Annotated in this window: 1 protein-coding gene and 1 pseudogene (1 of these 2 cut by a window edge); both read right to left on the reverse strand. The window is 65.0% G+C overall.

Annotated elements, in window-relative coordinates; translation table 11 throughout:
- A complete protein-coding gene (locus PSH84_RS23825; RefSeq protein WP_305481903.1) occupies nt 1–12,522 on the reverse strand; it encodes a non-ribosomal peptide synthase/polyketide synthase in 12,522 nt (4,173 codons plus the stop codon).
- Nucleotides 12,522–16,992, reverse strand: a pseudogene (locus PSH84_RS23830) (non-ribosomal peptide synthase/polyketide synthase); it runs 9,784 nt beyond the window's last position. The gene PSH84_RS23825 and the pseudogene PSH84_RS23830 overlap by 1 nt, the downstream one beginning before the upstream one ends.

Genomic DNA, 16,992 nt, shown 5'->3' on the forward strand with positions numbered 1-16,992 from the left:
TTAAGCAGCCTGCGCCACGCAGTGCTCGATCAACGCTTCCAGTTCCTCCTGGTACGCGCGCATCAATCCCTCGACGGTCTCGGCACGGTAGCGGCGGGCGCTGAAGATGCAGCGCAGCGCCAGTCGCCCGTCGTACACCTGCCCCACCACTTCCAGCCAGTTGCCCAGCGCAGCATGGGGGCTGTAGCAGCTGCCGTAGCTTTCCGCCGCCGGCACCAGCAGTGCCTTGTCGTCAAAGCTCTGGTCGAACTGCCCCAGGTAGTTGAACGTCACCCGCGCCTGGGGCGCGCGGCCCAAGGTCGCGGCCATCGGCTCGCCGCTCATGTAGCGCAACACGCCATAGCCCAATCCCTTGTTTGGCACGGCGGCCAACTGCCGTTGCACCGCCCGCACCGACGTGCCGATGTCGGCTTCAGGGCTCGGCGTCAGGCGCACCGGGAACATGCTGGTGAACCAGCCGAGGCTGCGGCTCAGGTCGATGTCCTTGACCAGGTCCTCGCGACCATGCCCCTCCAGCTGGATCAGCACCGAAGGCTGCTGGCTCCAGCGGCACAACACCCGGCTCAGCGCCGCCAGCAACACGTCGTTGATCTGCGTCTGGTAGACCGCCGGCACCTGTTTGAGCAATTGCTGGGTGTGCTGCTCCGACAGGCTCAAATGCGCGACCGACTGGTACTGCACCTGGTTCTTGCCCCGCAGGTTGTCACACGGCAACTCGCTGCCCGGCTGGTCGATCTGCTCCAGCCACCAGGCTTTTTCCTGCGCCGGATAATCCCGTGCATAGGCTTGCAAGCCCTCGGCCCAGGCCCGGTAGCTGCTGGTGCGAATCGGCAGGTTCGGTGTCTGGCCGTCGCAGTAGGCCGTATAAGCCGTCTGCAGATCCTGCAGCAGCAAACGCCACGACACCGTGTCGATGACCAGGTGATGAATGACCATCAGCACGCGGATTTCACCACTGCCCAAGGTCACGTGCGCCGTGCGCCACACCGGCCCGTTGTGCACATCGAGGCTGCGTTGCACCTGTTCGGCATACAACTCCAGCTCGGCTTCATCGGCCACGGTGTGCTGCCACAGCAAGGGTTCGCTGGCCCACTGCGCCTGCATCTCTTCCAACGCCTGGTAATGTTGCAGCTGACGCCCGCCGACCTCACTGAAGCGCAGGCGCAAGGCGTCGTGCTGCTGCAGCATACCGCGCAACGCCAGTTCCAGCGCCGTCAGGTTCAGCGCCTGGCGCGCCCGCAACATCAACGCCTGGTTGTAGTGATGGGGTTCGCTCATGCGCTGGTCGAACCACCATTGCTGGATCGGAATCAGGTTGAATTGCCCTTCGGCCGCCACCTGGGTCACATCCTCGACTGTCACGGCGAGCGTGTTCGAACGCTGGTCGAAAATCGCCTCGATGGTCTGGCCGCGCATCAAGTCCCGCAGCTTGAGTTCCATCTTCAGCTCCCCATGGTTGCGTACCCGCGAGACCACTTGCAGGCTGAGGATCGAGTCACCGCCCAACTCGAAGAAATTATCGGTGATGCCCACCCGCTCGACTTGCAACACCTCGGCCCAAATCTCGGCCAACAGCTGCTCATCGCGGTTGCGCCCCGGCACATACTCGGCGCCCTTGAATTCCGGCTCTGGCAGGGCCTGGCGGTCGAGCTTGCCGTTCGGCGTGACTGGCAACGCCTCCAGGCAGATGACCTGGGCCGGCACCATGTAATCCGGCAATTGCACCCGCAGTTCCGCCTTGAGCCGATCACCGATGGCCACCCCATCGGGGGTGACCACATAGCCGATAAGTTGCTTGCCCGAGGCACTGTCGCGGGCGATCACCAACGCATCGCTGACGTCGTCCAGTTGCCGCAGGCTGGCCTCGACTTCCCCCAGTTCGATGCGGAAACCCCGCACCTTGATCTGGTGGTCGATACGCCCGACGTAATCGAGCACCCCGTCGGCGCGCTGGCGCACCAGGTCGCCGCTGCGGTACAGGCGATCGCCCGGCTGGCCGAACGGGTCTGGCACGAAGCGCTCGGCACTCAGGTCCGGACGACGGTGATAACCACGGGCGATGCCCTCGCCACCGATGTACAACTCACCGGCAATGCCCGGCGGCAACGGGTTGAGGTTGTCGTCCAGCACATACAAGGCGCGCTCGCCCACCGCCCGCCCGATCGGCGCGTAGGCAGCCTCGCAACGCTCGCTGGCCGGCACCTTCCACAGCATCGGCGTGACCACGGTTTCCGTCGGGCCGTAGCCGTTGGTGAAGAATTGCGGACGCAGCGCCGCCTTCACTTGCTCGAAGGTCTGGTCCGGCACCGCATCGCCACCGAAGCAGTACACCCGCACCGGCGGTGGCGCCAGTTGGCTGTGGGCGGCGTATTCGGCCAGTTGCTTGAGGTAGGCCGGCGGGAAGCAGGCGATGGTAATGCCGTGGCGGTGCAAGGCGTCGAAGGTCTGCTCCGGCGTCCACAGCGCGCCGTCGCGAATCACCAGGGTGCCACCGCTGAACAACGTGCTCAGCCAGCGTTCATGGGCGCCGTCGAAGGCGAACGACATGAAATGCAGTTCGCGGGTGTGTTCGTCCATGTCATACAGCCCGGCGATGGCCTGGCAATGCATGCTCATCGGCCCGTGCGCCACGGCGACGCCTTTGGGTCGACCGGTGGAACCCGAGGTGTAGATCAGGTAGGCCAGATTGCCGCCGAGCAAACCGCTGCGCGGCGGCAAGTCGCTGTAGCCACGGCTGTCGAAACCGTCGATGGCCAGGCGCGCCAAACCGTCGAGATCAGGCAAACGCCCCTGCACCCGACTGTGGGTCAGCAACAGCGCCATGGCCGAATCTTCGATCATGAACGCCAGGCGCTCGGGCGGGTAATCGATGTCCAGCGGCACATAGGCCGAACCGCTTTTCATCACGGCCAGCAGCGCCACGACCATGTCCACCGAACGCTCCAGGGCCACGCCGACTACCACTTCCGGGCCGGCACCGAGTTCGATCAAACGGTGGGCCAGGCGGTTGGCCCGACGCTCCAGTTCGCCATAGTCCAGCGAGTCGTCGCCACACACCAGCGCCGTGGCCTGCGGACGCGACTGGGCATGCCGGCCAATCAATTCCGGCAACAACTGTGGCTGATAGCAGCCGTTCGGCGCCGCGCTCCATTGCTCGAAGGCCTGCCACTGTTCCAGCGACAAGCGCTGCAGGTTGCCCAGGCACGCGTGGGGCGCATGGATCATCGCTTCCAGGGTGTCTTCCATCGTCCGGCGGATTCGCTCCACCGCTTCGACGCTGAAGGCGTTGCGCAGGAACAGGTACTCGATGGACAGCGTGTCGCCCAGGTTGACCGCCAGGTCCATCGGGAAGTTGGTCACGTCATGATTGCGTGAGTCGCCGAAACTCAGGCCAGTGTCCTGCTGCTCGCCCAGGCGTTCGTCGATGGGGTAGTTCTCGAACACGATGATGCTGTCGAACAAGCCCTGCCCGCCCAGGCCCGACCAGCGCTGGATGTCCGCCAGTGGCGCATGGGAATGCTCGCGCAGATCCAGGTTGTAGGCCTGCAACTGCTGCAGCCATTGATCCAGCGGCTGCTCGGCGTCCAGGGTCTGGATCACCGGCAAGGTGTTGATGAACAGACCAAGGATGTTGTCGGCGTTGACCAGCCCCGCCGGACGCCCGGCGACGGTGGCGCCAAAGACCACGGTGTTCTGCCCGGTGAAGCGTTGCAACAACAGCAGCCACGCCCCTTGGATCAAGGTATTCGGCGTTATCTGCAAGGCGCGGCAGGCCTGTTGCAGACGCGCGGTCTGCGCCACGTCCCAGCGCGAATACAGCGCCTCGTGCCCCGGCAATGCCGCGACATGCCGCGGGAACATCGCTTGGTTGAGGGAGGTGGCCTGTTCCAAGCTGTCGAGGCGGCTGCGCCAGAAGCGTTCCAGCGCGCCCTGGTCCTGGCGTTGCAGCCATTCGATGAACTCGCGGTAGCGACCATTGCGGCTTGGCACCTGTCCGTGGGCGTAGAACTGCAGCACTTCACCGAACAAGCGCGAACTGCTCCAGCCGTCCATGAGGATGTGATGGCAGGTCCAGATCATTTGGTAGCGATCGTCTTCCAGGCGCAGCAACAGCACCCGTTGCAAGGGCGCGCGGCTCAAGTCGAAACCGGCCAGGTAATCGGCGGTCGCCCGGGCGCTGATGGCCTGCTCGCTGATGTCCTGTCCACGCCAGTCTTCGATCTGCAATGGCAACTCGACGTGGCGATGAACGATTTGTACCGGCACGCTCAAGCCATCCTGCCAGTGGAAACTGGTACGCAGGATGTCCTCGCGTTCGATCACCGAAGTCCAGGCCCGGGCAAAACGCTCGGTGTCCAGGCCGTGCACCGGCAGGCTGATCTGGTTGATGTACAAGCCGGAGCTGTCGTCGGCCAGGGTGTGGAACAACATGCCGTCCTGCATTGGCGACAGCGGGTAGATGTCCTCCACCTGCGCCACCGGCACCGGCAAGCCGTTGAGTTGCGACTGACTCAAGCGCGCCAGCGGGAAGTCGGAAGGTGTCAGGCCCTGGTGCCCGTCGGTGCAGCAGTGATCAATCAGTTGTTGTAACGCCACGGCGTAGGCATCGGCCAATTGCTGGAGTGTGGCCTCGTCGAAGACATCGCCACTGAAGGTCCAATCGAGGGACAACTGGCCGTTGAAGATCCGGCCGTCGATAGTCAGCCAGTTGCCCAGCGCCACGTCATCGCCGTGCCCTGCGCCACTGCCCTCCTCACTCGGCACGAACAGCGCTTGCTCATCGAAGCTCTGGTCGAATTGCCCCAGGTAGTTGAAGGTGATGCGCGCTGGCGGCAGTTTTGCCAGCCGCTGTTGAACCGCTTCGGCGCCGAGGTAACGCAGGACGCCGTAGCCCAGGCCCTTGTTCGGCACCGCCCGCAGTTGTTCCTTGATCCGCTTGATCGACTCGGCGGGGTCGCTGGCCGGTGTCAGCAACACCGGGAACAGGCTGGTGAACCAACCGACGGTGCGGCTCAGGTCGATGCCATCGAACAGCTCTTCGCGGCCATGGCCTTCGAGCTGCACCAGGCAGGCCGGTTGCCCGGTCCATTGGCAGACCACTTGCGCCAGGGCGCTGAGCAGCAAATCGTTGACCTGGGTGCGATAGGCCGTCGGCGCTTGCTTGAGCAAACGCTGGGTCTGGGTGGCGTCCAGGCGTGTGCTCACCGAACGGCCATGGGCCGCGGCCTGGCTGCCCTCGGGACGAGCCCGCGGCAACGGTGGCAGAGGCTGATCCAATTGCCCGACCCAGTAATCCAGTTCCTTGTTCAGGGTTTCGCTGTGGGCGTAGTCCTGCAACTGAGCGGCCCAGGCCTTGAACGCCGTGGACTTGCCCGGCAAGGCCGGCGCCTGGTTCGCCCGCAGTTGGCGATAGACGTTTTGCAGGTCTTCCAGCAGTACCCGCCACGACACGCCGTCCATCACCAGGTGATGAATCGCCAGGTGCAGACGCGAACTGCCGTCCTGCACGGCGATCAGGCTGCAGCGCAGCAACGGGCCGTGTTGCAGGTCGAGGCTACGTTGCGCCTGGTCGGCGATGGCGACGATCTCGACGGCGTCCTGGGCGGTGCGTTGCCAGATCTCCAGCGATTGCTCATCCACGGCCTGATGGCTGGCATGCCAGCGGCCATCGTCGGCCTGGGTGAACCGCAGGCGCAGGGCATCGTGATGGGCCACCACGTGCTGGAGGGCCTGTTGCAGAGGGGCGATCTCCAAAGGTTCGCGCGGGGTCAGCAGGACCGATTGGTTCCAGTGATCGCGGTGCGGGATATCGCTGGCGAAAAACCAGTGCTGCATCGGCACCAGCGAGCTGTCACCGGTGACCGGTCCTTGGTCGCTCACACCTTCATCGGCCGCCGTGGCGATCCGTGCCAGGGCCTGGATGGTCTGGTGTAGGAACAGGTCCTTGGGGGTCAGGCCGATGCCTTGGGCACGTGCCCGGCTGACCACCTGGATCGAATTGATCGAGTCGCCACCCAGGGCGAAGAAGTTGTCGGCGGTACCCACCCGCTCGACGCCGAGCACCCCTTGCCAGATGTCCACCAGCGCCCGCTCGATGGCGTTGACCGGTGCGGTGAATGCTTCTTGGCGTTCGGCCAGGTCCGGCGCCGGCAGCGCCTTGCGGTCGAGTTTGCCGTTCGGGCTCAGCGGCATGTGTTCCAGGCGGGTCAGGTGCGTCGGCACCATGTGCTCCGGCAGGCTCAGGCGCAAATGGGCCAGGAGCGTCTCGCGCAGCAGCGACCAGTCGCCGGCTGCATCGGCGTGAGCGACCACGTAGCCGCTCAACACCTTGCCGCTGCGGCTGTCCTGGGCCACCACCACCGCTTCGCGCACCGTCTCATGTTCAAGCAGGCGCGCTTCGATCTCACCCAATTCGATACGGAACCCGCGGACCTTCACCTGATGGTCGATCCGGCCGATGTAGTCGATTACCCCGTCAGGGCGATAGCGCGCCAGGTCGCCAGTGCGGTACAGCCGCTCGCCGGCCACGAACGGGCTGGCGACGAAACGCTCGGCGGTCAGTGCGGGACGGCGGTGATAACCGCGGGCCAGGCCCTGGCCGCTGAGGTACAGCTCGCCGTTGACGCCGCTTGGCACCGGGTTCAGTTCATCGTCGAGGATGTAGGTCATCAGGTTGGCAATCGGCTCGCCAATCGGCACCGCATCGCGCCCTTCGTCGCAGCAGGTCCAATGGGTCACGTCGATGGCCGCTTCGGTCGGACCGTACAGATTATACAGCCGGGCATTGGGCAACTTGGCGAACACCTGCTGCTGGGCATCCACCGGCAGGGCTTCGCCGCTGCAGACGATGCGGGTCAGGCGGGTGCAACGACTGACGTTGGCGTCGAGCACGAACGCTTGCAGCATCGACGGCACAAAATGCAGGGTGGTGATGCTTTCCCGTTGGATCAGACTGACCAGTTTCTGCGGATCACGATGATCGCCCGGTGCCGCGACGACCAGGCGCACGCCGGTCATCAACGGCCAGAAGAACTCCCATACCGACACGTCGAAACTGAACGGGGTCTTCTGCAAGACACTGTCACCGGCCTCCAAGCCATAGGCCTGTTGCATCCAGCACAAGCGGTTGGTCAGCGCGCCATGGCTGTTGCCGGCGCCCTTGGGCTTGCCGGTGGAGCCGGAGGTGTAGATCACATAGGCCAGGTTCTGGGCGCTGGCCCGGGATGGCGGATTGTCGGTGGGATTGCCCCGCAGCCAGTCGTCGTCCCCATCCAGCACCAACGTGGTGACACCACTCCCTCCTGTGGGAGCGAGCTTGCTCGCGATGAGGCCCTCACCTCCAACATCAATATTGACTGAACCACCGCCATCGCGAGCAAGCTCGCTCCCACAGGACAGCGGTAGTTGGTTGAGCAATGAGCTTTGGGTCAGCAGCAGCTCGATGCCGCTGTCCTCAATCATGTAGGCCAGGCGCTCCGGCGGGTATTCCGGGTCCAGCGGCACGTAGGCGCCGCCGGCCTTGAGGATCGCCAGCAGGCCGACGACCATCTCCACGCTGCGCTGCACCGAGATGCCCACCAGCACATCCGGGCCAATGCCGCGGGCGATCAAGGCGTGGGCCAACTGGTTGGCGCGAGCGTTGAGCTGGGCATAGCTCAGCGACTGCCCTTCGAACACCAGTGCCTCGGCGTGAGGATCGCGCTCGACCTGGGCTTCGATCAACTGATGCACCGGAAGATGGTTCGGGTAGTCGGCGTAGGTGCGGTTCCACTCCTCAACGATCAGGCGCCGCTGCACGCCGTCCAGCATCGGCAGTTCAGCGATGCGCTGAGTCGGGTTGGCGACGATGGCACGCAACAGGTTCAGCCAGTGCTCGCCCAGGCGGGCGATGGTGCCCGGTTCGAACAGGTCGCTGGCATAGGTCAACGCGGCACTGAGGCCATCGGCGTATTCGAAGGTGTCCAGGGTCAGGTCGAACTGCGCGGTGCCTGAGTCCCAGGTCAGTTGCTCCAGGCTCAGGCCCGGCAACACCGACAGATCCCGGCGGGCCTCACTGGCATGGTTGAACATCACCTGGAACAGCGGCGTGTGGCTCAGGTTGCGCGCCGGTTCCAGCCGTTCCACCAGTTGTTCGAACGGCAGATCCTGATGGGCCTGGGCGCCCAGTGCGCGTTGCTTGACCTGATCGAGCAACTGGTCGAACCGCAGGTTGCCGTCGATGTCGGCCTTGAGCACCTGGGTGTTGACGAAGAAGCCCAGCAGGCGCTCGGTTTCCACCCGGTTACGGTTGGCAATCGGCACGCCGACACGGATGTCGTCCTGGCCGCTGTAGCGGTGCAGCAAGGTCTGGAAGCCGGCGAGCAAGAGCATGAACAGCGTGCTGTTGTGCTGTTGGGCCAGGCGTTTGAGGCCTTCGGCCAAAGCCGGCTCGATGACGATGGGCAGCCGTGCGCCGCGATAGCTTTGCTGGGCCGGGCGCGGATGGTCGGTCGGCAGTTCGAGAATCGGTTGCTCGCCGCCCAACTGCTCGATCCAGTAATCGAGTTGACGCTGCTGCTCCCCCGCCGCCAGCCATTGCCGCTGCCAGTGGCCATAGTCAGCGTATTGGATCGGCAGCGGCGCCAACGCCACGGGCCGGCCCTGGCTGAAACCTGTGTACAACTGCAGCAGGTCGTCGACCATGATCTGCATCGACCAGGCATCGGACACGATGTGGTGCTGGGTCAGGATCAGCACATGATCATCAGCCCCCAGTTGCAACAACTTGACCCGCAGCAACGGACCGCGCTGCAAATCGAACAGTCGTCGGGTTTCGGCTTCGATCAAGCCGCGCAAGGCCGGTTCATCGATACCGGCTTGCACCGATTCGACCGCCAGGGTCAGCGCCGCCGGTGCATCGATCACTTGCAGGGGACGCTCATTGTCGAGCACGAAGCGGGTCCGCAGGCTCTCGTGACGCGCCACCAGTGCATCGAAACTCTGTTGCAGCGCGGCACGGTCAAGGGGCCCGCGCAAATGCAGCGCGGCGGGAATGTGATAGGCGCTGCTGGCGGGTTCCAGTTGCCAGAGGAACCACTGCCGTTGCTGGGCGAACGAGAGCGCCAGCGGCTGGTCGCGAGCAATGCGTGGAATGCTCGGTTCATCATTCGCCGATGCCGTGCCCAGGGCCTCGACAAACCCCCGCAGGCTGCGATGGGCGAACAGCAGGCGCAACGGCACCTGGATATTGAGTTGCTGGCGAATCCGCGACATCACCTGGGTGGCCAGCAAGGAATGGCCGCCCAGTTCGAAGAAGTTGTCGTCCAGACCCACCCGCTGGACCTTGAGGATATCGGCCCAGATCGTCGCCACCGCCTGCTGCACGGGTGTCTGCGGCGCGACATAGGTTTTCTGCCACTGGCTGGCATCGGGCTTGGGCAACTGCTTGCGATCCAGCTTGCCGTTGGGCGTCAGCGGGAAGCGCGACACCAGCACAATGTGCGCCGGCACCATGTAGTCGGGCAGGTTGACCTTGAGCCCTGCGCTGAGGCTGTCACGCAGGTCGCTCTGGGCGGTGGCGTCCAGGTCATTCAGCTCGGCGCTTGGAACGATGTACGCCACCAACGCCTGACCGCCCGGTGCCTCTTGGGCCAACACCGCCGCTTCGCGCACGCTGTCCTGTTCCAGCAGGCGCGCTTCGATTTCTCCCAGTTCGATACGGAACCCGCGGATCTTCACCTGATGGTCGATGCGCCCGAGGTATTCGAGGATGCCGTCGGCACGCTGGCGCGCCAGGTCACCGGTGCGATACAGACGCTCGCCGGCGACAAACGGATGGGGCACGAAACGTTCGGCAGTCAGCGCCGGGCGCTGGAAATAACCCCGGGCCAGGCCCTGGCCGCCGATCAGCAATTCACCGGCCACGCCATAGGGCACCGGCATCAGATCGGCACCGACGATGTACAGCGCGGTGTTATCGATGGGTCCGCCCAGCCACGGTTGCGCAGCCTGGGTTTGCAACGGGTGCAGGGCCGACCAGATGGTAGTTTCCGTCGGGCCGTAGAGGTTCCACACTTCACCGCCGAGGGCGAGCATGCGCACGGCCAGTTCCCGGGGCAGCGCTTCGCCACCGCACAGGCACTTGAAGCCGCGCAAACCCTCGGCGTGCTCGTTGTCCAGCAACATGCGCCAGGTCGACGGGGTGGCTTGCACCACGTTGACCTGCTCCGCCGCGATCAGCGCCAACACCGCGTACGGGTCCTGGGCGACGTGCTGGCCGGTCAGCACGATGCACGCGCCGACCATCAGCGGCACGTAGATTTCCAGGCCGAAAATATCGAACGAGAACGTGGTCAGCGACAACGCCCGGTCCTGGGCCGTCATGCCCGGCGCCTTGGCCATGCTCGCGACAAAATTGGTCAGCGCGCCGTGGCGCACCATCACGCCCTTGGGCTTGCCGGTGGAGCCGGAGGTGTAGATCGCGTAGGCCAGGTGCTCCGCATCCAGGCGCGTCGCCGGCGCCTCGCAGGCATAGCCGTCGAGCCAGTCACCCTTCTGATCCAACACCAATGTCTTAACGCCAACACCGGACCCTGTGGGAGCGAGCTTGCTCGCGATAGCGTCGGCACACCCGGCATCATCATTGACTGAACCACCGCTATCGCGAGCAAGCTCGCTCCCACAGGACAGGGGCAACTGGCTGAGCAGCGAGCTTTGGGTCAGCAGCAGCTCGATGCCACTGTCTTCGATCATGTACGCCAGGCGGTCCTGGGGGAACGCCGGGTCCAGCGGCAGGTAGGCGCCGCCGGCCTTGAGGATCGCCAGCAGGCCCACCAGCATGTGAGCGCTGCGTTCCACGGCAATGCCGACCAGGACATCGGGGCCCACGCCGAGGCTCTGCAGCTTCCCCGCTAACTGATTGGCCCGGGCATTGAGTTGGCCGTAACTCCAGCGTTCGCCGTCGATCACCAGCGCCGGGGCGTCCGGGGTGCGCGCCGCTTGTAGCTCGAATAGCTGATGGACAAAACCCGCCTCGGATGCCGGCGACGGGGTGCGCTGGCCGTCGTCAAGCTGGGCCTGGCGTTCGGCCGCGTCGAGCAACGGCAACTCACCGATGCGCTGCGCCGGGTCGGCGACGATCGCCCGCAACAGGTTCTGCCAATGCCCGGCCATGCGCGCAATCGTCTCGGCACCAAACAGATCGGTGGCATAGATCAGCCCTGCCGAGAGCCCTTCGCTGTGCTCCAGCGTTTCCAGGGTCAGGTCGAATTGCGCCGTGTGCGAGTCCCAATGCAGCCCCTCGACTTTCAACGCACCGACCGGCCCCTCGCCCGCCGGGCCTTCGGTCCGGTGGTTGAACATCACTTGGAACAGCGGGCTGTGGCTCAGGTTGCGCTCAGGCTGCAACGCCTCGACCAGTTGTTCGAACGGCAACTCCTGGTGAGCCTGGGCGCCCAGGGCTGTCTGCTTCACTTGTTGCAGCAGGGCACCAAACGAATCCTGGCTCTGGACATCGCTGTCGAGCACTTGGGTATTGACGAAAAAGCCGATCAGGCGCTCGGTCTCGACCCGGTTGCGGTTGGCCGTCGGCACGCCGACGCGGATATCGTTCTGGCCGCTGTAGCGATGCAACAGCGTCTGGAACGAGGCCAGCAGAAGCATGAACAGGCTGACGCCTTCGCGCTGGGCCATGTGCTTGAGGTCGCCGGCCAGTACCGCATCGATGGCAAGTTCGAGCCGCGCGCCGCGATAGCTCATCACCGCCGGACGCGGGAAGTCGGTGGGCAATTCCAGCACCGGTTGCTGGCCACCCAAGCGTGCGGTCCAGTACTCCAACTGGCGTTCGCGCTCGCCCGCTTCCATCCAGTGCCGCTGCCAGATGGCGTAGTCGGCGTACTGGATCGGCAGCGGCGGCAGTTCCGGCGCGTGGCCCTGGCTGAAGGCGGCGTAGCCGTTGACCAGTTCCTCGACCATCACCTGCATCGACCAGCCATCGGCAACGATGTGGTGCAAGGTCACGATCAGCACATGGTCATCCGCCGCCAACCGCAGCAGGCGTGTGCGCAGCAACGGCCCTTGTTGCAGGTCGAAGAGCTGGCGGGTTTCGGCTTCGATCAACTGGCGCAGTTGCGTCTCGTCCGGCCGTTGTTCCAAAGTGTCTGCCTGCAAACGCACCGGCGCCGCCGCATGCACTTGCTGCACGACCTGCTCGCCCTGGGTCTGGAAGGTGGTGCGCAGGCTCTCGTGACGCGCCACCAACGCCGTGAAACTCTGCTCCAGCGCAGCGATGTCCAGCGGCCCACGCAAGCGCAGGGCCGTGGGCATGTGATAAGCCGCGCTCTCGGGGTCCAACTGCCACAGGAACCATTGGCGTTCCTGGGCAAACGACAGCGACAACGTGTCGAACTCGGCACTGACGGGCGCAATGGGCAGGTTCGCCGGGGAAACGTTCTCTTCGAGCATCTTCTGCAAGTACAAGCGACGTTTTTCCAGCGGCAGCGTTATGAAGCGCCTGGCAATACGTTGTGCGACAGCGGTGTCCATCAAACCTCCTCAAATTCATCGAGCAGCGCTTCAAGCTTGCTCAATTTCGACGTACTCATGGGTTCGCCGGCAGGCTCGAGTTGCGCCACGAACGCGCCGAGTACCGGGAATTGGAAAATCAGTTGCGGGGTCAAGGTCAGGCCCAGTTCCAGTTGCAGGCGCGAGACCACGCTCACCACCAGCAGCGAATGCCCGCCCAGCTCGAAGAAGTCGTCGCCCAGCCCGACCTGCTCGACCTTGAGCACGTCTTGCCAGATGGCCGCGACCCGGCATTCCAGGTCGCTCTGCGGTGCGAGGTAAGCCGACTGCAGAGCACGGGTGTCCGGTGCCGGCAAGGCCTTGCGATCGAGCTTGCCGTTGGGGGTCAGCGGCAAGCGGTCGAGGAAGACCCAATGGGTCGGCACCATGAAGTCCGGCACCTGGGCCGCCAACCGGGTCTTGAGTTGTTCGCTCAGACTGGCCGTGTCGAGCGTGCTGTCCTGGCCGACCAGGTAGGCCACCAGGTTCGGCCCGCTCACGTCGTCCCGCGCCAGCACCACCGCATCGCGCACATCGGCATCGGCCTGCAGGCGCGCTTCGATTTCCCCCAACTCGATGCGCAGGCCACGGATCTTCACTTGATGGTCGATCCGGCCGAGGTACTCGATCACCCCTTCCGCGCCATAACGGGCCAGGTCGCCGGTGCGATACAGGCGACTACCCGGGGTTGGCGCGAACGGGTCGGGGATGAAGCGCTCGGCGCTCAGTGCCGGTCGTTGGTGGTAACCACGGGCCAGGGAATCACCGGCGACGTGCAACTCGCCGACGGCGCCCGCGGCGCAAGGCTGCAACGCCGCGTCCAGCACGAAGGTGCGCACGTTATCGATGGGACGGCCAATGGCGATGATCCGCTCGGCGTCGTCTTCGCTGCCGCGCACCACGGCATGGCTGCTGGTGTCGATGGTCGCTTCGGTCGGGCCATAGAGGTTGCGCAGCTCGCCATCGAACAGCGCCATGACCTGGCGCGACAAGTGCGCGCTGAGGGCTTCGCCACCGCACAGCAGCAAGCGCAGGGAGGCCAGTTGCTCGCGAGTCGCCAGGGGCAGCAACGCTTGCAACAGCGAAGGCGCCATCTGCAGCACGCTGATGCGCCAGCGCGCCACGTCGGCCCAAAGGGTGGTCAGGTCGAGGTTCAGCTGCGGGCTGGCGAGCACCAGTTGCGCACCGCTCATCAACGGCAGCCAGAACTCCCAGACCGAGGCATCGAAACTGATCGCGGTTTTTTGCAGGACGCGGTCATCGGCGGTCAGTTTCAGGCAACCTTGCATCCACGCCATGTGATTGCTCAGGGCGGCATGGCGAAGGGTTACGCCCTTGGGCTTGCCGGTGGAGCCGGAGGTGTAGATCACGTAGGCGAGATTCTCGCCGTCGATGATTACGCCCGGGTCGCGTTCGCTGTAGCCGGCCAGCCATTGGTCGGGCTGATCCAACAGCAGCGCGGCCACGGCAGCGTCGCCGAACAGCGGCAGCACATCGGTTTCAGTGAGCAGCAAGGCGATGCCGCTGTCCTCGACCATGTACGCCAGGCGATCCTGTGGATAAGCCGGGTCCAGCGGCACATAGGCACCACCGGCCTTGAGCACCGCCAGCAAGCCGACGACCATCTGCACGCTGCGCGACAGCGCCAACCCCACCAGCACGTCGGGGCCGACGCCGCGTTCGATCAAGCCATGGGCCAGGCGATTGGCCCGGGCGTTGAGCTGGGCGTAGGTGAGCGTCTCCTGCTCGCTGACCAGGGCGAACGCGTCGGGGGTACTGCGGGCCTGGGCCTCGATCCATTGATGGACCGGGCGCCGAGGCGGTTCCACCACCGAGGTGGCGTTCCAGTCGTGCAGCAGCCTGTCGCGGGTCACCTCATCCAACAGCTGGATGTCGCCCACGCAACGGTCGGCCGGCAGGCTCACCATTTGTGCGAGCACGTGGGCCACCTGCTCAGCCAGGCGCTCGACGGTGTGTGTAGGGAAAGCAGCATGGGCATAGGTGAAGTGCAGGCTCAGGATGTCAGTTAGATTGACGGCCAGGGTCAGCGGGAAATTAGTCTGTTCCTGGCTGGCCACACTGCCGAAGCTCAAGCCCGAGGGCGCCTGCGCTTGCAGGGCCTGGGACACGGGGTAGTTTTCGAACACCAGCAAGGTGTCGAATAAACCGTCACCGCCCTGCCCGGCCCAGCGCTGGATCTCGAACAACGGCGTGTGCTCGTGCTCGCGCAAGGCCACGTTCAGGCCCTGGATCTGTTGCAGCAGTGCGCTCAGCGGTTGCTCCGGACGCGGGCTGGCGATCACCGGCAAGGTGTTGATGAACAGGCCGATCTGCTGCTCAACCCCCTTGAGCTCGCTCGGGCGTCCCGACACGGTGGCGCCGAAGGCCACGGTGGCATGCCCGGTGTAGTGCTGCAGCAGCAACAGCCAGGTCGCCTGGACGACGGTGTTGAGGGTGACTTTCTGCTGACGGGCGAACTCGCTCAGGCGTTGGGTCTGCTGGGGCGTCAGGTCGTGATAGTGGCTGGCATGGCTGCTTTCCAACGTCGATTGCAGCGGCGCGAACCGGTCTCGGCCAGGCGGGTCGGCGCCTCCAGGCTTTGCAGCTGCCCCAGCCAGAAGGTTTCGCTGGCCTGGGCGTCGCGGCCTTGCAGCCAGGCGATGTAGTCTCGATACCGCCCGGCCGGGCGCGGCAGGGCCTGGCTGTCATAGCGTTGCAGCACTTCGCCGAGCAACTGTGAGTTGCTCCAGCCGTCCATCAGGATGTGGTGATGGGTGTAGATCAGGTGGTAACGCTGCTCAGCGATGCGCACCAGCACCAGGCGCAGCAACGGTGCGCAGGCCAGGTCGAAGCCCTGCTCGCGCTCGGCGTCCGCCCGTTCGGCCAGCGCCTGGGTGACATCGGCGCGGGCGCTCCAGTCCAAGGAAGTGAACGGCACGCGCACCTGCTTGTGCACCACTTGCACCGGGCGCTCGCTGCCCTGCCAGATAAAACTGCTGCGCAGACTGTCATGGGGCGTCGACCGCCGCTTGCCAGGCCGCCTCGAAACGCTGCGGGTCGAGGCCGTCGATGTCCAGGCGCATCTGGTTGATGTACTGGCCACTGCCCGCTTCGTACAGGCTGTGGAACAACATGCCTTGCTGCATCGGCGCCAGCGGGTAAAGGTCTTCCACCCCGCGCGCCGACAGCGCCAGGCCATCGAGTTGCGCCTGGGTCAGGCCGGCCAAAGGGAAATCCGCCGGCGTCATGCCCTGGCTCGTCGGGTCGCAGCAATGGGCGATCAACAGCGCCAGCTCACGGGCGTAGTCATCGGCCAAGCGCTGGATGGTCGCCGGCTCGAACTGTTGCGCACTGAACGTCCAGCCCAACCGCAGCGCGCCATCGAACACCTGGCCGTTGAGCGTCAGCCAGTTGCCCAGGGTGGTCAGCGGGCTCTGCTCGTCACCGGCGCTTTCCCTGGCCGGGCTGAACAGCGCGCCTTGGTCCTGATCGAAACTGCCGTCGAATTGACCGAGGTAGTTGAAGGTGATGCGCGGCACCGGCAAGGCTTCCAGGGCCGCCCGACAGGCATCGTCGCCCAGGTAGCGCAGCGCACCGAAGCCCACGCCTTTGTCGGGAATCGTCCGCAGCCCTTGCTTGATCGACTTGATCGAGTCCGCCAGTTCGACGGCCGGCGACAACCGCACCGGGAACAGGCTGGTGAACCATCCGACCGTGCGGGTCAGGTCGACGTTGGCGAATAGCTCCTCGCGACCGTGGCCTTCGAGCTGGAGCAACAGGCTGTCGTGGCCAGTCCAGCGACAGATCACCCGGGCCAGGGCCGTGAGCAACAGGTCATTGACCTGGGTGCGATAGGCCGCCGGCGCCTCTTGCAGCAACTGCCGGGTCAAGTGCGCGTCCAGCCGCGTTTGAACGGTGACGGCCTCACGGTTTTGCCCGATCGCCTCCGGGTCGAGGCACGGCAGGTCGGTCGGTGCGTCGTGCAGTAGCCCTTGCCAGTAGGCCAATTGCTGCTGCAGTTGCGCGCTGCGAGCATGGGCTTGCAGCTGCTCGGCAAACGCCTTGACCGAGCTGGTCTTGGCCGGCAATTGCAGCGCTTGGCCGGCGAGCAACTGCTGGTAGGCGGTTTGCAGGTCGTCGAACAGAATTCGCCACGACACACCGTCCACCGCCAGGTGATGAACCACCAGCAACAGGCGCTGGCTGCCATCGGCCAAGGTCGCCAGCACCCCGCGCAACAGCGGCCCGGTGTCCAGGTCGAGGCTGCGCTGGGCCTGATTGGCGAGGGTTTCCAGCGCGCTGGCATCGGCCACGTCACGTTGCCACAGCAAACCGTTGCCCGCCCAAGCCTGTTGTTGCGCCGCCACCTCACGATGCTCGGCGCGCCAACCTTCGGCGGTTTCACGGAAAGACAATCGCAAGGCGTCGTGGTGCAGCACCAACGCCTGCAGG

Source organism: Pseudomonas beijingensis, assembly GCF_030687295.1.
In the GTDB taxonomy this organism is placed as follows: Bacteria; Pseudomonadota; Gammaproteobacteria; order Pseudomonadales; family Pseudomonadaceae; genus Aquipseudomonas; species Aquipseudomonas beijingensis.